This is a genomic window from Humibacter ginsenosidimutans (genome assembly GCF_007859675.1).
In the GTDB taxonomy this organism is placed as follows: domain Bacteria; phylum Actinomycetota; class Actinomycetes; order Actinomycetales; family Microbacteriaceae; genus Humibacter; species Humibacter ginsenosidimutans.
Window position 1 is genome coordinate 3,676,140 of sequence record NZ_CP042305.1, and the last position, 20,574, is coordinate 3,696,713.

Below are 20,574 nucleotides of genomic sequence, written 5' to 3' on the forward strand. Positions count from 1 at the left end.
AAGGAGAAACCAATGACGGACACCCTCCCCGACACCACGACCGCCGCCTATCTGGCGCCGGGTGCCGTGTACATCGACGGCGCGTTCGGCACGGCCGACGCGGCCGTTCCCGTGCTCGAGAAGGCGACGGGACACGAGCTCGGCCGAGCCGGGCTCGGATCTCTCGCCGACCTCGATCGGACCGTTGCCGCAGCCCGCCGCGCCCAGTCGTCGTGGGCGGCACAGCCGTACAACGTTCGTGCCGACCTGCTGTTCCGCGCCGCAGACCGCCTCGCCGCCCGCGCCGACGAGTTCGCCGACCTGATCGTGCGTGAGACCGGATCGATTCGCGGCAAGGCCGAGTACGAGGTCGGCGGTGCCATCGACGAGCTGCGCACGGCAGCCGGACTGGCCGGACGCCCCAGCGGCGAGCTGATCGTGTCGCATGACCCGGGCCGCACCAGCATCGTCGAGCGCATCCCGGTCGGCGTCGTGGCGGTGATCACGCCGTGGAACTTTCCGCTCATCCTCGCCATGCGCGTGATCGCGCCCGCGCTCGCGCTCGGCAACACCGTGGTGCTGAAGGGCTCGCCCGAGACGCCGCTGTCGGGAGGCGTCGCCATCGCGTCGCTGTTCGACGACGTCGACACTCCGGCCGGCGTCTTCCAGGCCGTGTGCGGCGAGCAGGAGTTCAGCGAGGCGCTCACCACGCATCCTGGCGTCGACATGGTGCACTTCACCGGCTCGACGGCCGTCGGCTCGCGCATCGCGGGCGCCGCAGGCGGTCTCCTGAAGAAGGTCTCGCTCGAGCTCGGGGGCAACAACGCGCTCGTCGTGCTCTCCGACGCCGACGTCCGACAGAGCGGCCATGATCGGTGCCTGGTCGTCGTTCCACTATCAGGGCCAGACGTGCATCTCCGCCGGTCGCCACATCGTTCACGAGAGCATCGTCGACGAGTACGTCGCGAACCTCGCAGCGCGGGCCAAGCGCATCACCGTCGGCGACCCGACCGATCCCGCAACGGGAATCGGCCCGATGATCAACCAGCGGCAGGCGCAGCGTGGCGCGGCACTGCTGCGCTCCGCCGTCGATGCCGGCGCGACGGTCGTCGAGGGCGGGACCCTCGACGGGCTGTTCTTCCGCCCGACGGTGGTCACGGGGCTTCGCCGCGACATGCCTCTGTGGACGGACGAGGTATTCGCGCCGATCGCTCCGGTGATGTCGTTCTCCACCGACGAGGAGGCCATCGACCTGGTCAACGACACCCCCTACGGACTCGTCAACGCGGTGCAGACGGCCGACGAGGGACGTGGGCTGCGTTTCGCTCAGCGGCTGAGAAGTGGCATGGTGCACGTGAACGATGCGACCCCCACCGACGAGGCCTCTGCCCCGTTCGGCGGCCTCGGCGCATCCGGCCTCGGCGGACGCGCCGGCGGCGAGGCGAATCTCGAAGAGTTCACGGAGCGCAAGTGGATCAGCACACAGCACGGGACGCCGCAGTACCCGTATTGAGCATTCGCCGGGCGCTCGACATCGTCGAACCCTCGGCGCGCGAGGCGGGCCGCTTGTCTCGAAGCGCGGCTCGTCTCGCCGACGGAGGCATCCATGCACTCATGATCGGCTCGCTGGTCGTCATGGTCGGCACCCGTGACGCCGCCGCGAGCGTCGGGGCCGGACTGGCTCTGATCGTGGTGGCGATGTCGATGGCGGTCGCTGCACGCAGGTCGCATCGAGCCTTCATCCATGTGCAGGATCTTCTCGCGATGGGCACGGCCACGATCGTCGGGTGCATGTCGGGAAGCGACGACGTGCACGCGAGCGGAGGCATGGCAGGCATGCCGGGGCATTCGGCGGGCATGGCGCTGCCGTTCGCGATCGCGATCGTGGTCGCATGGGGCGTCGTGCGGATCGCGCTCGCGTGTGCGTGGCGCCGGCCGGCGTTCTGGATGGCAGCGACGGGCGCGCTGACGGGAGGGTGCCTCTGCGTCATGTTCGTGGTGTGAGCACGGACATGGTCCATGGCGGCAGCTAGGCTGGCAAGCGCTTGCCGAAGGAGGGCTCGTGTCGGAGAACAGCGTGACGCTCGCCGACGTCGCGCGCCGTGCCGGGGTGTCGCTCGCCACGGCATCCCGGGCGCTCAACGGCAGCACCAGGGTCGTGAACCCCGAGCTCAAGGCCAAGGTCGAGGCGGCGGCGGAGGAGCTGCGCTACTCTGCGAATGTGCAGGCGCAGGCCGTCGCACGCGGTACGAGCCGCACGGTGGCGCTCGTGCTCGGCGACATCGCCGACCCGTACTTCTCCGCGATCGCCTCCGGAGTCGTCGAGGCCGCGTCGCGCCACGGTCTCATCGTGACGATGACGGCCACCGGCACACAGTCGGAGCACGTGGTCAACACGATCACCGCGCTGCGCGGGCAGCGGCCGAGAGCGGTCATCGTGGCGGGCAGCCGGTACGTCGACGACGTGACGGAGGCGGCGATCGCCTCCGAGCTGCATGCCGTCGAACGGCACGGCGCCCGAGTCGCGATGATCGGCGCGGGCACCACGGGATTCCGCACGCTGCCCGTGTTGAACGCCGAAGGTGCAGCACAGCTCGCCGACGCGCTCGTGGCCGCGGGCTACGACGACTTCGCGGTGCTAGCAGGTCCGCCGAGCCTCGCCACCGCGGCAGACCGGGCCGACGGATTCCTGCAGGGGCTCGCGAGGCACGGTATCCATCCGGAGGCGGAGGCGATCGTGACCGGGGGGGTTCTCGCGGCAGGCAGGGCACGGCGACATGCTCGCGCTGCTGGATGCCGGCATGCGGCCGCGCTGCGTCTTCGCCGTCACCGACGTGATGGCGGTCGGCGCGATGACCGCGATGCGCGAGCGGGGACTCGCCCCCGGCGCGGACATCGCGGTGGCCGGCTTCGACGACATCGAGATGCTGCAAGACGTGGTGCCGTCGCTCAGCACGGTGTCGCTGCCGCTGCGTGAGCTCGGCGAGCGGGCGCTGGAGCTCGCTCTCGCCGACACCGATGCGGAGCCCGAACCGATCAGCGGCACCGTCATCCTGCGCGACAGCACGCCGCGCGTCTGAGGATGCGCGCCCCGCCATCGACGGAACAGGCACCTCGGTGCAAGCAAGGCGCGCGCTCGCGTCAAGGAATGGGCACGCTCGCGGACAGTAACCGGCAGGCTCGCGGGTCGGGGCGGGCACTCTCGCGGGGGCCAGTGGGCGACTCAGCGCAGGGCGACCGTGGAGAGCGCGCCGTCGGGCCAGCCGACGACCAGCGTGCCGGACTGCACCCGGGCGGTCGGGGCATCCTCGTCGCTGCGGCCCAGCCGTGATGCCGTGATGACCGCGTCGCCGGCGGCGACGGCGTCGAACTCCAGCCACGGCACCGCGGTGTGCTCGCCGATCGGCGACGTGCCGGACTCGCGGTGCACGGATGCCGCCCCTCGCCCGCCGAGCACGCGCAGCTCCGCGACGAGGCCGTTCGTCTCCACGCGGGCGGTTCCCTCAGCGACGACCTCGACGGGCACCGAGTTCGCCGTGAGCGGCCATCCGCTCACGCGCAGCCGCACCGCGTCAGCCCCGGCCGCCGCACCCTGTCCGCGCGCGCCGGCACCGGAGTCTCCCACGAGCACCGCGCGCACCTCCCACGCCCCGCGCACCACGGAGGCGCAGCGCAGCTCTGGCCCCTCTGTCACGCGGCCGGTGCGGCCCGACCCATGGTCGTGCCCCGCGTAGCCGCTGGAGTCCACCCAGTGCGCGTGCGTCGTGGAGGTGGCGAACGCCGCGGTGCCGTCGTCGCCGATCACGCCGCGGTCGAAGCCGGTTCGGTGCGTGGAGGCGCCCGCGGCGTCGAGCACCCCTGCAGCGTTGTCGACGGGGGAGTCGAGCGTCGAGCCCACCAGCGGCGGAATCGTCGCGCTCGAGTAGCCGAACCGCGCGTAGAGCGGCGAGTCGCCGGAGGTGTCGCCGGGCAGGGCGTGGTCGGCGCCGTGGTTGAACACGCGCACGATGCCGTCCGACGCCGTGCCGCTGATGATCCAGCCGGCGGGCCGCACCACGCGACGCACGTCGTCGATCTCCACCGGCAGCGGCTCCTCGACCGCCTGCCAGACCGGGTGCTCGGCAGGCAGCAGCAGGCCGAGCATCCCCTTCGACGCCCAGTACGGCGACCCCGGGCCGGAGTAGCTCTGCGCCATCGCGGGCCACTCGCCGTACAGGCCCATGGTGAGCAGGCCCCGCTCGTCGATGCCGTCGCGCTCGACGAAGGCGCGGAGCACGCCGGACGCCGCGCGCCGGATCGTTCCGGGGCTCAGCGACGTCGCGCCGGAGACGGCGCCCATCCACAGCGGAGCCGCCGCGGCGAAGCGGTAGATGAGGCTGCGGCCCTCGAGCACGGGCATCCCGTCGCCGCCGATGAGGCACACGAAGTCGTCGAGGAACTCGCTGAGCCGGGCGCGGAACACCGGTTCGAGCGTGCCGGAGCCGAACGCGGCGGAGCCTTCCGACGCCGCCCACAGCAGCGGATAGAGGTGCATCGCCCAGCCGCAGTAGTAGTCGTAGGCGCGCAGCTCGCCGTCGGCGTACCAGCCGTCGGCGCGGTAGTACGACTCGATGGTCGCCAGTGACTGAGCGATCCGCGCGGGGTCGTGTGTGCCGCCCACCGAAGCGAGGAACGTCTCGACCGTGATGCGGAACCACAGCCAGTTGTTGTCGGGGTACCAGCCGTCGGCGGCCAGCTCCAGCCAGGCGATGACCTGCTGCTTCTCGGCGTCGTCGAACGTGTCCCAGAGCCACGGCCTCGTCAGCTGCAGGCCGAGGGCGAGGGATGCCGCCTCCACCTTCGCCTGGTTCACCTCGACTCCCGTGGGCCACCGCTCCGCGTTGCTCGGATCGGTGCCCGCGAGCATCCCGTCGCGATACCACTGCGTGAACCCGTGCGGGTCGACGCCGCGCTCGCCGGTGAGGCGGAACGCGAAGAGCATGAACGAGCGCGCGTAGCCCTCGAGCCCGTCGCTGTCGACGCCGCTCGAGCTGGTCTGGCCGGGCAGGCTCACGCGGCTGCGGGTCGACGAGAAGTAGGGGCGCAGCGACAACAGCAGATGGTCGGCGATCGCCGCCCAGTGCTCGCGCGTCCAGCCGGTGCAGGGGGAGAGCTCGCGGTTCTCGGCGGGGAGTTCGAGGGCGGTCACACCGTTGTCCTTTCTGTGGCCGCGTCGGCGGCGGTGGTCGTGTCGGTCGGTTCGGGCGCGGCATCCGAGGCCACGTCGTCGACGGAGATGCGCACAGGCAGCGACGAGTCGCGCACGTGCAGTTCGGGGCTGAGCTTCACCCGGTGCGCGGGGCGTGTGCTGCCGGCCTCGAGACGGGCGATGAGCAGGTTGACTGCTTCGCGTCCCACCGATTGCTTGGGAGGACGCACCGCCGTGATCGCGGGGTCGCCGAAGCGGGCGACGTCGTCGTCGTAGGCCACGAGCGCGAGATCGTCCGGCACGCGCACTCCGCGATCGAGGCAGTGCTGCTCGAGCGCGAGCGCCTGCGGGTCGGGCAGCACGATGACCGCCGTCGTGCCGGTGGCGGCACAGCGGTCGAGCACGTCGTCCATCTCGCGCTCGCGGCCGGGAGCGTCGAAGCGGATGCCGTCCTGCTGCACGCCGTCGTCTGGCAGCCCCAGCGACTTCACCGTCGCCTGCCACCCGCGCCGCACGTACCTGCCGGTCGGATACTCCGACTGGATGAGCAGCCCGATGCGTTCGTGCCCCGCCGCGTGCAGGTGTCGCACCGCCTCCGCCGTGCCTGCTGCGTGGTCGGTCACCACCGACTCCAGCCGGTGCACCCCTGCCGAGGAGCGGATGCGCCGCTCCGCCAACACGACGGGGATCGGCAGCGAGTCGAGCCAGCGCAGCGTCTCGAGTCCGTCGTCTCCCGAGGTGTCGGGAGCGGCGATGAGCCCGTGCATCCCCGGCGTGTTCACCAGCGCCTCGACCTGCCTGCGAATGTCGCGGGCGTCATAGGTGGATGCCCGCAGCATGAGCCGGGCGCGCAGCTGCAGCGCCTGCGCCCTCGCACCGTTGACGATCGGTGGCCAGTAGTACTCGAGCGAGGGGACGACCATGCCGATCGTGTACTTCGTGACCGACGGGTCGTGTCCGGCGAGCCCGGGTGTCAGCCCCGGCTCGATCGAGCTGCGCAGCGTGGCGCCGCCGTGCACCCGCGTGACCAGGCCCTGTTGCGCGAGCGTGTTGATATCGCGCCGGATGGTGAGCTCGCTCACACCGAGCCGCCCCGCGATGTCGCTCACGGTCACCGACCCGTGCTCGCGGATCTCGTCCATGATGCGTTCGCGCCGCTGCAGCGCGAACAGCTGGTCGCCGGTGCCGCTCATGCGTCGTTCCTCTCGTCATCGCCGAGCGCCTCGACGATCGTCGTCAGGGTGCCCTCCGACGGAAGGTCGTACGTCAGCCGGGTGAGCCGATCGCCCCACACTCTGGTGAGCTCCGGATCGTCGAGCTCCCACACCTCGCTCGTCGGAACAATCCCGTGGCTCGTGGTGATGCGGATGCCCGCGGCACCGTCGCGCACGACGGCTTCGGCGCCGTCGATCCTCACGCTGCCCGCCGCGACCAGGTGCACCGAGGTGCCGGTGGGCGATCCCATCGCCAGGCTCCACGTGTCGATGATCTCCGCTCGTGCGGCGGAGACCGGCCGGAAGGTGCGCGACCAGCGATCGCCGTGGGAAAGCGGGTAGGCATCCGAGAGATCGAGCTCCAGCGTCACGGGCCGCTCGTCGTTCGGCGCCCGCACGACGTTCGCGTGAAAGTCCGGTCCTGCCCCCTGCTCCAGCCCGAGCGGGGCCGGCGCGTTGTGCCACCCGCTCTGCATCGCGCGGATCTCGTACCGATGCTCGCTGAAGGTCTGCGCCGTGTAGGTCGGCTTGCCGACGTCGACGAGCAGCGGCCGGCCGTCGCACGCCACGATGAACGAGCCGAGGTCTTTGTGGTTGTGGTTCTCGTCGTTCGTGCCGCCCTTCGCCGCCAGCGCGAGGCCGGCCGGGTCGCCGGCCGTCGCCCGCGCGACGAGCACCTGCACCGACGGCAGCCACACGGCCGACGGCAGCGGAGCGGGTGCAGGCCCGACATCGCGCCATGCGGAATCGCTCAGCGCGCGCAGGAGGCGGGGAAGTCCTGAGCGCACGTCGGCGACGGGACGCCCTGGCCGGCGTCCGCCGCTCGCCCACGCGACCACCTGGTGGTCGCCGAGCAGCGAACCCCACCGGAACGGCACCTGCCACGGCTCGGTGCCCGAACTGCGCGCCCAGCCGTCGGCGACGTTGACGTACCAGTCGTCGCCGAGCTGCATGCGCATCGGAAACCGCAGCACCTCGGCCACCACGGGGATGGCCGCGGCATCCAGCTCGCCGTCGGTGGCCCTGGCGACCAGGTCGAGGCACTCGAGCATGCGCACGGCGCCGTTCCACCAGTACGCGACACCCTCGTCGATCGCGCCGTCCTCCGGCAGCGTCGCGACGTACCTGTCGAGGCTGTCCAGCGCCCTGGCCGCGATGCGCGCGACGCGCTCCGCGTCGTCGATCAGCAGCACGGCCGCGAGCAGCACGTTGCCGAGAATCCACGGGTTCCAGTTGTTCACGTCTCGCCAGTAGCCCAGCCACCAGAAGTCGTCGCGGGTCTCGAACGGTGCGAAGACGCGGGTCTCCGCCTCGTGACGCAGGCGTTCGCGCAGGCCGGGCCAGTCGGCATCCCATCGTTCGCCGAGCACCCGGTCGGCGACCGCCAGCTGAGCGACGATCTCACCGGCGATGAGGTCGAGGTAGGGGGATGCCGCGTCGGAGATCACGAAGCCGCGCCGGCTGTGCGCGTCGTCGTGCGCAGGCAGCGACCACGTGCTCTGCTCGCACAACAGCACGACCCCGTCGGCCGCTTCGTCGGCCCATGCCGGGTCGTCGGTGACGGCCGCGGTCACCACAGCACGGGTGAGCCTCTGCTGCCTGGCCTCGAGCGCGGTCTCGTACGTGATGCGGTCCCCGTCGCGCACGAACCGTGCGAAGTCGGATGCCTTCGCCTCCGCCCAGGCTTCGCCCCGTTCCGCGACGGCAGCGTTCGTGATCCCCTCGATCGTGACCGCGTCGAATCCGCTCCACGCACCGCGGTTGCTCGCCGTGGGGATGCCCACCCGGTCGCGAAGCCGCTCCGGGGACTGCGAACCGAGCGCTCGCAGCAGGGCGTCGACGCGCATCCGCTCGCCCCAGCTCGCGAACAGAGGGCCCCGGAACTCCGTGTGCCGCACGTCGGTTCCGCTCGGTGGAGCGGCGTGCGCGTTGACCCGCGACAGCGCCGGCTCCGCCGCGGCAGCGGGAGCAGAGGGCTCGGGGTCGGCGGGGCGGTGCGGCATCGTCATTGACCTGCTCTTCGATCGTGTCTGTATGTTGATGTTCGAGTCTGTTCGCTTTGTTTGTTCTCGATCGGGATTGAGTATCTACTGTTGATCGCGACGATGCAATGGCGAGTCGCGGATCAGTCTCGAAGAACCTCCAGGAGTCCCACACCATGACCGCAGCGACCCCGACCTCATCGAACGCGGCGACACGGCGCAAGCCCGTCGCGCTGGTCGTGATGTCGCCCGACGTCTTCGAAGCGCAGTTCGACGGCGAGCGCCTTCAGCGGCTCGCCGGACTCGCGCAGCTGCCGGAGCCGGTGTTCACCGACGACCTCGACGACCCGACGCTCGCGGCACGGCTCGCCGATGTCGAGGTGCTGCTGACCGGGTGGGGTGCGCCGCAGCTCGACGCTGCACGGCTCGACCGCATGCCGAAGCTCAAGGCGATGCTGCACTGCGCGGGAACCGTGCGCGGAATCGTCACGGACGAGTTCTGGCGTCGGGGCATCCGGGCCTCCAACGTGGCGGAGGCGAACTCGGTGCCCGTCGCGGAGTTCACGCTCGCGGCCATCATCTTCGCGGGCAAGAAGGCGCCGTTCATCGCTGCCGACCCTGAAGCAAGGCGCATCCACGGCATCTCGGCCCGCCGTTACGGCGAGCTCTCCAACCTGGGCCGCACGATCGGGGTCGTCGGGTTCAGCCGCGTAGGGCGCCGCGTCGTCGACCTCGTTCAGCAGCTCGACGACGTCACCTGCCTGGTCTCCGATCCGTACGCCGATCCGCAGGAGGTGCGTGCGGCGGGCGGTGAGCTGGTCGAGCTCGACGAGCTGCTGCCGCGGGTCGACGTGCTCTCGCTGCACGCCCCTGCGCTGCCGTCGACCGCGAACATGATCGGGACGCGGGAGCTCGCCCTGTTGCCCGACCACGCGACGCTCATCAACACCGCACGCGGCAGCCTCGTCGACACCGCTGCCCTCGAGGTCGAGTGCGCGAGCGGCCGCATCAACGCCATGCTCGACGTCACCGAGCCGGAGCCGCTGCCGGCGGACTCCGTGCTGTTCACCCTGCCCAACGTGATGATCACCCCGCACATCGCCGGTTCACTCGGCTCCGAGCTGCACCGCATGACGGATGCCGCGCTCGACGAGCTCGAACGCTACGTCGCCGACGTCGCGCTGTCCGACGAGTTCACCAGCGACGACCTCCAGCTGAGCGCCTGACCGCCTCAGACATCCCTCGACCCTTCCCGTCCCTCACGCAATCCATTCCCCTGAACCGATAACGAAGGAGTTATTCCCTTGAAGAAACGTTCCCTGATCGCAGCCGGGGCGCTCGTCGCGGCCGCTGCGCTCGCCCTCTCCGGCTGTGCCGGAACCTCGGGCTCGTCCGACGACTCCGGCTCCGGCGGAAAGACCACGCTGCGGGTCGCCGTGTGGAGCTACGCCCAGACGCCGGAGTTCAAGGCGCTGTTCGACGCCTTCCACAAGGCCAACCCGAGCATCACCATCCAGCCCGTCGACATCCTCGCCGCGAACTACGAGGACAAGGTCACCACGATGCTCGCCGGCGGCGACACCACCGACATCATCACGGTGAAGAACCTGACCGACTTCGGCGGTTACGCGCAGAAGAAGCAGTTCGTTCCGGTGAACGATGTGGCGAAGTCACTGCCGGGCGACAGCATCCCGGCGCTCGACGACTACAAGTCCGACGGCACGTATTACGCCGTGCCGTACCGCCAGGACTTCAGCGTTCTCTACTACAACAAGACCATGTTCAAGGATGCCGGCATCCCCGACCCCGAGAACCTCACCTGGGACGAGTTCGCCGCCGACGCCAAGAAGCTCACCAAGGGCAGCGGCGCGAACAAGGTGTACGGCGCCTACATCCACACCTGGAACTCCATGGTGCAGGGATACGCCGCCGCCCAGCAGAACAAGAGCTACGACAAGCCGAGCTACTCCTGGATGAAGAACCAGTACAACCTCACGCTGGGCATGCAGAAAGACGGCTCGATCATGAATTGGGCGACGGCCAACAGCCAGCAGACGAGCTATCAGACCATGTTCGAGACGGGGAAGGCCGCGATGGTGCCGATGGGCACCTGGCTGATCTCGCCGCTGCTGGCCGACGCCAAGGCCGGCACGACCAAGGTCGACTGGGGCATCGCGCCGATTCCGCAGATCACCTCGGGGAGCAAGATCACGACCATGGGCGGTCCGACCGGCTTCGGCATCAATAAGAACTCCAAGCACGTGGATGCCGCCAAGAAGTTCCTGAAGTTCGCCGCCGGCCCCGAGGGCGCCAAGGCCGTTGCCTCCATCGGCATCGTTCCCGCCTACCACAGCGACGCCATCACCAAGCAGTACTTCGGCCTCGACGGCATGCCGCAGGACGCGCTGTCGAAGACGGCGTTCAACCCCGACGTGATCCGGCCCGACGGCCCCACCGGCCCGAACGCCGCCGCGATCGGCAACGTGCTCAACCAGGAGCACCAGCTCATCATGACCGGCAGCAAGTCGGTCGACGACGGCATCGCCGAGATGGAGAGCCGCGTGAAGTCGGAAGTGCTGAACCAGTAGCGACTTCCGCCCGACACGGCACTGGACAGCGGCCGGCACCGGATGACTCCCCGGTGCCGGCCGCCACACAGGTTCACCCAGAGAACGGAGCGGTTCCGCTGAACCGAGAAGTGACACCATGACCACGATCACCGAACGCCCCGACACGGCGGCCCCGCCGTCTGGCACTCCCGCGCGGCGCATCTCGAGTCGCAGGATGCGTCGCCGCAGCACCCTCATCGGCTGGAGCTTCATCCTGCCGAACTTCCTCGGCTTCGCCATCTTCACGCTCATCCCGGTGATCGCCGCGTTCGTGCTGGCCTTCATGAACTGGGATGCCTACAACCCGCCGACCTTCGTCGGCTTCAAGAACTTCGAGCGCCTGATCGGCGACGACAGCTTTCACGTGGCGTTCGCCAACACCCTGCTGTTCGCGCTCGGGCACGTTCCGCTGACCCTGGCGATCTCGCTGGGTCTGGCGATTCTGCTCAACCAGAAGCTGAAGGGCATCGCGTTCTTCCGCGTCGCGATCTTCTTCCCCTACATCACGTCGCTCGTCGCGGTCGCCATCGTCTGGAACATGCTCTTCGACCCCACGAGCGGGCCGATCAACCAGTTCTTGCAGATGATCGGCATCGCCAACCCGCCCGGGTGGACCGCCTCGACCGGCTGGGCGCTCCCCGCGGTGATCATCACGGCCGTGTGGCGCGACATGGGCTACTACATGGTGCTCTTCCTCGCCGGCCTGCAGGCCATCCCGCACGAGTACTACGAGGCGGCATCCATGGACGGCGCAGGACGCTGGCGCAAGTTCTGGAACGTCACGCTGCCGTCGCTGCGGCCCACCACCTTCCTCGTGCTCGTGCTGCTCAGCGTGTCGAGCTTCAAGGTGTTCGACCTCATCTTCGTCATGACGGGAGGCGGACCCGGCCGCGCGACGCTCGTGCTCTCGCAGCTCATCTACCAGGACGGCATCCTCAACGGACAGTTCGGCTACTCGTCGGCGATCTCGCTGGTGCTGTTCGTGATCGTGCTGATCGTGACCGTGTTCCAGTTCCGCATCCAGCAGAGGAGGGAGCGCTGATGTCGACCCTCACCTCCGACCTCGCTCAGGAGCTCGAGACCGGGCGCACGCACCCGTCGCCGAAGCCGCAGCGATCGGGCCGGCGCCGGGTGCGCTCGGTCACCGGACGCATCGCGATGTACGTGCTGCTCATCGTGCTGCTCTCCGTGGTGCTGCTGCCGTTCATCTGGATGCTCTCGTCGTCGCTCAAGCACGACAACGAGGTGCTCTCGGTGCCCATCAACTGGATTCCGAAGACCTTCGTGTGGAGCAATTACAAGGACATCTGGACCCAGATCCCGATGGCCGGCTACCTCGCGAACTCGGCGTTCCTCGCCGTGGTCATCACGTTCCTGCAGGTGCTCACCGGCAGCTTCGCCGCGTACGGCTTCTCCAAGGTGCGCTTCCCGGGGCGGGACGCCCTGTTCCTCACCTACATCGCGACCATCGCGGTGCCGTGGCAGGCGTACATGATCCCGCAGTTCGTCATGATGCAGAAGGCCGGGCTCACCAATACCTTCACCGCGCTCATCCTGCTGCAGGCGTTCGGAGCCTTCGGCGTGTTCCTGATGCGGCAGTACTACATGACCATCCCCGACGAGCTGAACGAGGCCGCCCGCATCGACGGCCTGAGCGACTACGGCATCTGGGCGCGCATCATCCTGCCGCTGTCGAAGCCCGCGCTCGCGTCACTCGCGCTGCTCACGTTCGTGAACACCTGGAACGACTACATGGGGCCGTTCATCTACCTCTCCAGCAACGACCTGTGGACGGTGCAGATCGGGCTCAAGTCGTTCATCGGCCAGTACTCCGCGCAATACGCGATGATCATGACGGGCTCGGTGATCTCGATCATCCCGATCCTCGCGATCTTCCTTGCCGGCCAGCGCTACTTCATCAGCGGCATCGCGACGACGGGAATGAAGGGATGACCGCAGCAGCTCCCGGCGCGACGTCCGGCACCCGCAAGCGCCTGTTCCGTGTTCGCCACGAGACGATGGACACGATCTTCGGCTATGCCTACGCGCTGCTCATGGTCGACGTGCTGCTGGTGGCGTTCAACCTGCCGCTGGCAGCGATGCTGTTCGTCACGGTCGACCCGCTGAAGTCGTGGCCGTTCTTCCTGCTGCTCTCGCTCACGCTGGCGCCGTCCGTCGCGGGAGCGTTCGAGGTGTTCAAGGCGATGCGCGAAGACGGCAGGCCGACGCCGTTCGCGTCGTTCGTACGCGGATACCGCAGGCGCGGCCTCCCGGCGTTCGTCGCGGGGCTGGTGACGGCGCTCGTCGTCGGCCTCGCGCTCTTCGACGCGACGGTCATGTCGGGCACGGTATGGGCTCCGCTGCTCGGACCGATGCTGGCGGTGCTCGCGCTCGGGGCGATCGTGACGGCGCTCGCGACGATCACCGGACTCGTCGTGTTCGGAACGGCCTCGCTCAAGGCGATCGCGAAGGCGTCGGTCTACCTCACGGTGCACCGGTGGTATTTCAGTGTCATCGCGCTCGTGATGGTGGGGCTCATCGGCGCCGCGGTGCTCCTGCAACCGGTGGTGGGCGCGGCGCTGGTGCCGGGCATCCTGCTCTACGCGGTCTTCGCGAACGCGCAGTACTCGCTGCGTCGCGCTGTGGAGGATGCCGGGGCCTGAGCGTCGCCGCCGCTTCCGCGGTTCGGCCGGTCGCACCCGAATGGCGTCACAGGGCGAGCAGCGCCCAGAGGGCGTCGACCGCCGTCGCGGCGACGGCGCCGCGCGCGCTCGGCCCGTCGGGATCGGCCAGCACCCAGCGGTCGATCGTCGTCAGCGAGGCGACGGTCCACTGCGTGAGCAGGTCGGACGGCAGGTCGTCGCGGATCACGCGGAGCTCGCGCCCCCGTGTCAAGGCTGCTTCGATCCAGCCCAGAACCGTCGCGCGGACCCGGGCGATGGTCCGCTCGGGCGGTGCATCCGCCGAGTTGTGGAACATGAGGCCGAGGTTCGCCAGTTCTGGATGCTCGCCGGCGAGCACCATGAACCGCGCCAGCATGGCCGTGAGCTCCTGGCGGAAGGATGCTGCGCTCAGCGTCCCGAGGCCGGGCGCGGCCAAGGCGGTGCGCGCCCGGCCCGCCATCGTCTCCGTCACCCAGTCGTGCAGCGCCGCCTTGTCGGCGAACCGGTGGTAGAACGAGCCCTTGCCCATGCCGGCGCGCTTGAGGATGTCGTTGAGCGACGCGTCGTCGAGCCCCTTCGCGCCGAACGCGTCGGCCGCGGCGAGCAGAAGGCGCTGAGCGGAGGCGGGAGCGAGGGGCCGGGGTGGACGGGGCATGGCATCCATTCTAGAGTGTTCCTGTACCGAGCGGTACAGGAATGCGGAGGCGCAGCATGGGTGAACTCGTCGTGGTCGCGGGGGCGACCGGATACGTCGGCAGGCACGTGGTGGCCGAGCTCGACGCGCGGGGTTTCAGCGTGCGCGCGCTGGTGAGGTCGAGGGAGCGGGCGGAGAAGCAGGGTGCGTTCGGCGCGCCGGCTCTTGCCGGGCACGTGACGGACTGGCGCGTCGTCGACTTCACGAAGCCGCAGACGATCGTCGATGTGTGCGAGGGCGCCGACCGCGTGGTCTCCGCGCTCGGCGTCACCAGGCAGAAGGCGAGTCCGTGGAACATCGACTTCCTCGGCAACCTGGCGGTGCTGGCCGACGCTGAGAGGCACTCTCTGGCATCCTTCGCCTACGTCAACGTGCTGCACTCGGATGCCGGCACCTCGCTGACCATGCGGTCGAAGTTCGCCTTCTCGCAGGCCCTCTCGCGCAGCAGGGTCGTTCCGCAGATCGTCAATCCGTCCGGCTACTTCTCCGACGTGACCGACTTTCTGTGCATGGCCCAACGCGGCGTGGGGTTCACGCTCGGCGACGGCTCGGCGAAGGTGAACCCCATTCACGGTGCCGACCTCGCGTCGTTCATCGTCGACCGTGTCGCCGGCCCGGCCGGAACCTGGGATGTCGGCGGTCCCGACACCTTCACCTATCGCGAACTCGAGGAGCTCGCCTTCCGCGTCGCGGGCCGCAAGCCCCACCTGCTCAAGCTCGGCGAGAGTGTCGGTCACGGCATCGAGTGGCTTGCCGATCGCGGGTCTCCGCGCCTGGGCAACCTCACGCGGTTCTTCCTCGAGTCGTTGGCGCTCGATGCTGTCGGCGCCCCCACCGGCGACCACCACCTGGAGCCGTACCTCCGCTCGGTCGCGTAGGCGCAGCTTCGAAGCTCGTGCCGGTTCCGGAACCCGTGCCACCGCCCGAGCAACCTGTTCCCGTTCCGGACGGTTGCACCCGGTGTGACGGGCGCAGACGTCCGGAGTGGAGACTAGTTCTCGGGGAAGGACGTCGTGGCGGGAGCGGGGAAGGCGGCGGGGGCGGGAGCCTCCAGCAGCCAGGCGGCCGCCTGCGTGAGCAGGGCGCGGTGCTCGGGGGAGTCGTACGACGCCGTGGTGTGGCCGAGCGCGTCGTAGACGACGCGGGCGTCACCCGACGAGTGCGTCCACAGCACGGGATGCCGCTCGCCGTCCAGCTCGTGCCAGGCGAGCTGCCGTGCCTCGGGGGAGACCCGCAGGTGCGAGTAGCGCTCGTCGTCGAGGTCGAAGTCGTGGATGCCCGCGGTGATGGGGTGGGCATCCGTCGCCACCTCGATGTGCGCGCGCGAGTACGGCGGATGCATCGAGGTGCCTCGCACCCAGATGCCGCCGAGCACGGATTCCCACTCGGGCATGAAGCCGAAGCTCGTCGACGACACGTGCAGGGCGAGCAGCGGACCGCCGCGGCCGACGTAGGCGAGCAGGCCGGAGCGGGTGGCGGCATCCGTGCCGGTCAGCGGCAGCGGCTCGCGGTCGTCGGAGCTCTGCACCACGGCGCGCTCCTCGTCGCTGCGCCCGGCGCCCACGTTGAGCACGAGCAGGTCGATGTCGGCGGAGCCGTCTGCGAGGGATGCTAGCGTGCCGTCGACCGCGTCGGTCACCGTCACCGTGTGGCCCTCCGCGCGAAGGATCTCGGCGACGCGCTCGGACGTCTCGGCGAGAGGATGCCATGGGTCGGCATACCGCCCGGCTCCCGACACGATCACGATGCGTGCGCTCACGACGTACTCCTCACCGGGTCATGCCGGTCGGCGATGCGCCGACGGCATCGTCGAGACAACCCCTTGCATAATCCGACAGCCAGCCTATGCTAGACCGGCAAGCGCTTTCCTGCACCTCGTTCGGGGGTCAGGAGTCGCGGGCCGTCACCGATGACGATGACGAATCCGAGGTCGCGGGCCTGACGGCTCGCCTGAATGAGGAGCAGCATGACGACGGAGTCCGCACCCACCAGACGACTCAACTCCGATCAACGCAACGCGTTCGCGGCATCCTGGCTCGGCTGGATGATGGATGCCTTCGACTACTTCATCATCGTGCTGGTCTACGCCGACATCGCGGCCGAGTTCCATGTGTCGCTGGAGCAGATCGCGTTCCTCACCACCATCACGCTGATCATGCGGCCTGTGGGCGCCTACCTGTTCGGGCTGTGGGCCGACAGGGTGGGGCGGCGCATCCCGCTCATCGTCGACGTGTGCTTCTACTCGATCGTCGGGTTCCTCTGCGCCTTCGCGCCCAACTTCACGGTGCTGTTCATACTGCGACTGCTCTACGGCATCGGGATGGGCGGCGAGTGGGGCCTCGGCGCCGCGCTCACCATGGAGAAGGTGCCGCGCGAGCGGCGCGGATTCTTCTCCGGCGTGCTGCAGGCGGGCTACTCCGCGGGCTATCTGCTGGCATCCCTGGCGTTCCTGCTCGTGCACTCGGCGCTGGGACTGAACTGGCGCTGGCTGTTCGTGCTGAGCATCCTGCCCGCACTCATCAGCCTCATCATCCGCGCTCGCGTCAAGGAGTCGGAGGTCTGGGAGAACACCCGCGACCGCATGCAGAAGAAGAACACGTCGATCAAGGCGGTCTTCTTCAACGGCAAAGTGCTGCGCCGGTTCATCTATCTCGTGCTGCTGATGGCGGCGTTCAACTGGATGTCGCACGGCACGCAAGACATCTATCCCACGTTCCTGAAGGCGACCGACCACGGCGGCGCCGGGCTCGATGCGGCCGTCGCCGGCTGGATCGCGGTGGTCTACAACCTCGGCGCGATCGTGGGATGCATCATCCTCGGCTCGCTCTCGGACCGCTGGGGGCGCAAGGCGACGATCATCCTCGGCGCCGTGCTCACGCTGCCGCTCATCCCGATCTTCGCGTTCTCGCACACGGCGGGTCTGCTCTGCCTCGGATCGGCGCTCATCCAGTTCACGACGCAGGGTGCGTGGGGCGCCATCCCTGCGCATCTCAACGAGATGTCGCCGAACGCCATCCGCGGGTTCTACCCGGGCGTCACGTACCAGCTGGGCAACGTGATCGCGGCGTTCAACCTGCCCATCCAGCAGTATCTGGCGACACGCATCGGCTACCCGTGGGCCATGACGATCACCGTCGCGGGGGCGGCCGTCGCGGTCATCCTGCTCACCGCCTTCGGCAAGCAGGCGAAGGCGATCGACTTCCACTCCGAGGAGCCCGACGCCGTCGCCGCCGCGGGCGAGGCCGCGCCCGCGTAGCGGCGCTGCCGCGCGCGGCGCCGTCGCTCCGCAACGCCGTCGCTCCGCAACGCCGTCACTGCGACGCAGCGTCGCCGCGACGCCCGAGCTTCCGCCGTCTCTTCGTGTCGCCTCGCGCGGTGCCGGGCGACACAACGGGACAGTCGAACGGGACCGTCGCAGTCTCCACCACCTCGCACTCTCGGTTCCGCTGTCCGTTCGTGTCGCTCGTGCGTCGTGAGGCGACACAACGGGACAGCGGAACCGAAGCGGGGTGGCCCGGGCGCGCATAGCCTGGAGCAATGGATGCGAGCGGTTCCACCGGTGCACACGACACGATCCGAGTGCACGGCGCTCGCGAGCACAACCTCAAGAACATCGACGTCGAGATCCCCAAGCGCAAGCTGACCGTCTTCACCGGTGTCTCGGGCTCGGGCAAGAGTTCGCTGGTGTTCGGCACGATCGCGGCGGAGTCCCAGCGGCTGATCAACGAGACGTACAGCGCGTTCGTGCAGGGGTTCATGCCGTCCACGTCGCGGCCCGACGTCGACGTGCTCGACGGGCTCACCACGGCCATCGCAGTGGATCAGGAGCGCATGGGGTCTGACCCGCGCTCCACGGTGGGCACCGCGACGGATGCCAACGCGATGTTGCGCATCCTCTTCAGCCGTCTCGGCGACCCGAACCTGGGGTCGCCGAAGGCGTACTCGTTCAACGTGGCGTCGGTGAGTGGCGCAGGGGCCGTCACGTTCCAGAAAGCCGGTCGCGAGGTCAAGGAGCGCCGCGAGTTCACGGTCGTCGGCGGTCAATGCCCGCGCTGCGAGGGCCGCGGCACCGTCCAGGACTTCGACCTGACCCAGCTCTACGACGAGAGCAAGTCGCTGAACGAGGGCGCCCTGCTCGTGCCGAACCACACGCCGGGCAGCTGGTACGTGCGCATCTACGCCGAGTCGGGCTACCTCGACGCCGACAAGCCCATCGCGAAATACACCAAGCGAGAGCTGAACGACCTGCTCTACCGAGAGCCCGTGCGCACCAAGGCGAACGGCATCAACGTCTGGTACATGGGGCTGATCCCGCGCATCGAGCAGTCGTTCCTCGCCAAGGACCGCGAGGCGATGCAGCCGCACATCCGCGCCTTCGTCGACAGGGCCATCACGTTCACCACGTGCCCAGAGTGCGGCGGGACCAGGCTCAATGCGGGCGCCAGGTCGTCAAAGATCGACGGCGTCAGCATCGCGGATTCCTGTGCCATGCAGATCACCGACCTCGCGTCGTGGGTACGCGGCATCGACGACCCCGGGGTTGCGCCGCTGGTCGCGTCGCTCGGCGACCTGCTCGACTCGTTCGTCGAGATCGGTCTCGGATACCTCTCCCTCGATCGCACGGCGGGAACGCTGTCGGGAGGCGAGGCGCAGCGCACCAAGATGATCAGGCACCTGGGGTCGCCGCTCACCGACGTCACGTACGTGTTCGACGAGCCGAGCGTCGGGCTGCATCCGCACGACATCGCGCGCATGAACACGCTGCTCAAGCGCCTTCGCGACAAGGGCAACACCGTCCTCGTCGTCGAGCACAAGCCCGAGGTGATCGAGATCGGTGACCACGCCGTCGACCTCGGACCCGGCGCCGGAGCCGACGGCGGCGAGGTGTGCTTCGAGGGCACGGTCGACGGGCTGCGGGCCAGCGACACCATCACGGGGCGCCACCTGGAAGACCGGGCGAGCCTGAAGGATGCCGTGCGGCAGGCATCCGGTGCCCTCGAAGTGCGTGGCGCGAACGAGCACAACCTGCGGAACGTGGATGTCGACATCCCGCTCGGTGTGCTCACCGTGATCACCGGGGTGGCCGGCTCGGGCAAGAGCTCGCTGATCGACGGCTCGGTCGCTCGCCGCGACGGCGTCGTCTGGGTGGATCAGACCCCGATCCGCGGCTCGCGGCGCAGCAACCCGGCGACGTACACCGGGCTGCTCGACCCGATTCGCAAGGCGTTCGCGAAGGCGAACGGCGTGAAGCCGGCGCTGTTCAGCTCCAACTCGGAGGGCGCCTGCCCGGTGTGCAACGGTGCCGGCGTGATCTACCCCGACCTGGGCATCATCGCCGGAACCGCCACCGTCTGCGACGAGTGCGACGGCAAGCGCTTCAGCGCGGCCGTGCTGGAATACACGCTCGGCGGCGAGACGGGCGACGACGGCGAGGTCTCCGGGGGCAAGGACATCAGCGAGGTGCTGGCGATGTCGGCGCGGGATGCCCTGGCCTTCTTCGCCGACGGCGCCGCGCGCACCCCGGCTGCGGCGAGCATCCTCGAACGCTTCGTCGACGTCGGCCTCGGCTACCTCACCATCGGGCAGCCGCTCACGACGCTCTCCGGCGGCGAGCGGCAGAGGCTCAAGCTGGCGACGCACATGGGGGAGAAGGGCGGCGTGCTCGTGCTCGACGAGCCGACGGCCGGACTGCACCTGGCGGACGTCCAGCAGCTGCTGGCCCTGCTGGATCGGCTCGTCGACGCGGGCAAGTCCGTCATCGTGGTGGAGCATCACCAGGCGGTGATGGCCCACGCCGACTGGATCATCGACCTCGGACCGGGCGCCGGCCACGACGGCGGCCGCGTCGTCTTCGAAGGCACGCCCGCCGACCTCGTCGCGGCGCGCTCGACGCTCACCGGCGAGCACCTCGCCGACTACGTCGGCGCCTGAGCGCGCCGACGTAGTGTCGTATTCGCGCCGACGCTGTGCGGTATTCAGGACGACAGGCGGCAAGACACGGCTCTTCGGCCTCGGCTGCCCGCCACAGCCTGAAAACTGAACCGGTGGAGTGGCATGGGCGGTGGTGCACGGCCGAGGCGCGCAGATGACGGCCCGCAGATAACGGCGCACAGGTGACATTGTCGGCATCCCCTGTTATCGTGCTGGTAAGCGCTTTCCCGCCTCACAAGACGCGACGTCGTCAGGTCACGGCGGAAGCGTCGACGGCTTCCCCATCACCGCACTCCCACGAAAGAGAACCCCAG

16 protein-coding genes and 2 pseudogenes are annotated in these 20,574 nt (G+C 69.2%); 13 read left to right on the forward strand and 5 right to left on the reverse strand.

The annotated features are described in order from the left end of the window. Positions 1-12: 12 nt before the first annotated feature. The 5 genes and pseudogenes from FPZ11_RS20360 to FPZ11_RS20000 all read left to right on the forward strand — a co-directional run. A pseudogene (locus tag FPZ11_RS20360) lies at positions 13-774 on the forward strand (aldehyde dehydrogenase family protein); the annotation flags it as partial. 73 nt (positions 775-847) lie between these two features. Then, entirely contained in the window at positions 848-1,492 is a 645-nt protein-coding gene (locus FPZ11_RS20050; protein ID WP_254712434.1) for an aldehyde dehydrogenase family protein, read from the forward strand. 53 nt (positions 1,493-1,545) lie between these two features. Continuing rightward, the gene (locus FPZ11_RS19990) at positions 1,546-1,983 is read left to right on the forward strand and encodes a hypothetical protein (RefSeq protein WP_146322227.1); all 438 of its coding nucleotides are present in this window, start codon (positions 1,546-1,548) and stop codon (positions 1,981-1,983) included. A 106-nt stretch (positions 1,984-2,089) separates the two neighbouring features. Next, a pseudogene (locus FPZ11_RS19995) lies at positions 2,090-2,641 on the forward strand (LacI family DNA-binding transcriptional regulator); the annotation flags it as partial. A 175-nt stretch (positions 2,642-2,816) separates the two neighbouring features. Then, positions 2,817-3,059 carry a substrate-binding domain-containing protein gene (locus FPZ11_RS20000; RefSeq protein ID WP_246846345.1) on the forward strand — a complete coding sequence of 81 codons (243 nt, stop codon included), beginning with the start codon at positions 2,817-2,819 and terminating at the stop codon, positions 3,057-3,059. A gap of 143 nt (positions 3,060-3,202) precedes the next feature. Here the strand turns inward: FPZ11_RS20000 and FPZ11_RS16970 are convergent, their stop codons facing one another. Genes FPZ11_RS16970 through FPZ11_RS16980 form a run of 3 tightly spaced genes read right to left on the reverse strand, consistent with a single transcriptional unit; the run spans position 3,203 to position 8,390 of the window. Continuing rightward, a complete protein-coding gene (locus FPZ11_RS16970) occupies positions 3,203-5,167 on the reverse strand; it encodes a DUF2264 domain-containing protein (RefSeq protein WP_146322228.1) in 1,965 nt (654 codons plus the stop codon). Then, positions 5,164-6,360, reverse strand: a complete 1,197-nt coding sequence (locus tag FPZ11_RS16975; protein WP_146322229.1) for a substrate-binding domain-containing protein — start codon at positions 6,358-6,360, stop codon at positions 5,164-5,166. The genes FPZ11_RS16970 and FPZ11_RS16975 overlap by 4 nt, the downstream gene beginning before the upstream one ends. Continuing rightward, the gene (locus tag FPZ11_RS16980) at positions 6,357-8,390 is read right to left on the reverse strand and encodes a heparinase II/III family protein (RefSeq protein WP_146322230.1); all 2,034 of its coding nucleotides are present in this window, start codon (positions 8,388-8,390) and stop codon (positions 6,357-6,359) included. The genes FPZ11_RS16975 and FPZ11_RS16980 overlap by 4 nt, the downstream gene beginning before the upstream one ends. Before the next feature lie 149 nt (positions 8,391-8,539). On the opposite strand from FPZ11_RS16980, the gene FPZ11_RS16985 reads away from it, so the two are divergent. From FPZ11_RS16985 to FPZ11_RS17005, 5 genes are all read left to right on the forward strand, one after another. Next, positions 8,540-9,589, forward strand: a complete 1,050-nt coding sequence (locus FPZ11_RS16985) for a hydroxyacid dehydrogenase (RefSeq protein WP_146322231.1) — start codon at positions 8,540-8,542, stop codon at positions 9,587-9,589. Positions 9,590-9,667: 78 nt separating this feature from the next. Continuing rightward, complete coding sequence (locus tag FPZ11_RS16990; RefSeq protein ID WP_146322232.1) at positions 9,668-10,951, forward strand: ABC transporter substrate-binding protein; 1,284 nt, start codon at positions 9,668-9,670, stop codon at positions 10,949-10,951. Positions 10,952-11,069: 118 nt separating this feature from the next. After that, positions 11,070-12,014 (forward strand): carbohydrate ABC transporter permease, encoded by a 945-nt coding sequence (locus FPZ11_RS16995; RefSeq protein WP_146322233.1) that lies wholly within the window; start codon positions 11,070-11,072, stop codon positions 12,012-12,014. After that, a complete protein-coding gene (locus FPZ11_RS17000; RefSeq protein WP_146322234.1) occupies positions 12,014-12,925 on the forward strand; it encodes a carbohydrate ABC transporter permease in 912 nt (303 codons plus the stop codon). The genes FPZ11_RS16995 and FPZ11_RS17000 overlap by 1 nt, the downstream gene beginning before the upstream one ends. After that, entirely contained in the window at positions 12,922-13,635 is a 714-nt protein-coding gene (locus FPZ11_RS17005; protein ID WP_146322235.1) for a DUF624 domain-containing protein, read from the forward strand. The genes FPZ11_RS17000 and FPZ11_RS17005 overlap by 4 nt, the downstream gene beginning before the upstream one ends. Positions 13,636-13,681: 46 nt before the next feature. On the opposite strand, the gene FPZ11_RS17010 is transcribed toward FPZ11_RS17005, so the two are convergent. Continuing rightward, a complete protein-coding gene (locus FPZ11_RS17010; RefSeq protein WP_168203890.1) occupies positions 13,682-14,290 on the reverse strand; it encodes a TetR/AcrR family transcriptional regulator in 609 nt (202 codons plus the stop codon). Positions 14,291-14,346: 56 nt separating this feature from the next. Between FPZ11_RS17010 and FPZ11_RS17015 the strand changes: the two genes are divergently transcribed. Continuing rightward, a complete protein-coding gene (locus tag FPZ11_RS17015) occupies positions 14,347-15,207 on the forward strand; it encodes an SDR family oxidoreductase (RefSeq protein WP_168203891.1) in 861 nt (286 codons plus the stop codon). A 113-nt stretch (positions 15,208-15,320) separates the two neighbouring features. Here the strand turns inward: FPZ11_RS17015 and FPZ11_RS17020 are convergent, their stop codons facing one another. Next, positions 15,321-16,088: a ThuA domain-containing protein gene (locus FPZ11_RS17020; protein WP_146322238.1), complete on the reverse strand. Its 768-nt coding sequence runs from the start codon at positions 16,086-16,088 to the stop codon at positions 15,321-15,323. 207 nt (positions 16,089-16,295) lie between these two features. Between FPZ11_RS17020 and FPZ11_RS17025 the strand changes: the two genes are divergently transcribed. Together FPZ11_RS17025 and FPZ11_RS17030 are read left to right on the forward strand one after the other, a co-directional pair. After that, positions 16,296-17,585 carry an MFS transporter gene (locus tag FPZ11_RS17025; RefSeq protein ID WP_146322239.1) on the forward strand — a complete coding sequence of 430 codons (1,290 nt, stop codon included), beginning with the start codon at positions 16,296-16,298 and terminating at the stop codon, positions 17,583-17,585. Between the two features lie 281 nt (positions 17,586-17,866). Continuing rightward, the gene (locus FPZ11_RS17030; RefSeq protein WP_146322240.1) at positions 17,867-20,260 is read left to right on the forward strand and encodes an ATP-binding cassette domain-containing protein; all 2,394 of its coding nucleotides are present in this window, start codon (positions 17,867-17,869) and stop codon (positions 20,258-20,260) included. Positions 20,261-20,574 lie beyond the last annotated feature (314 nt).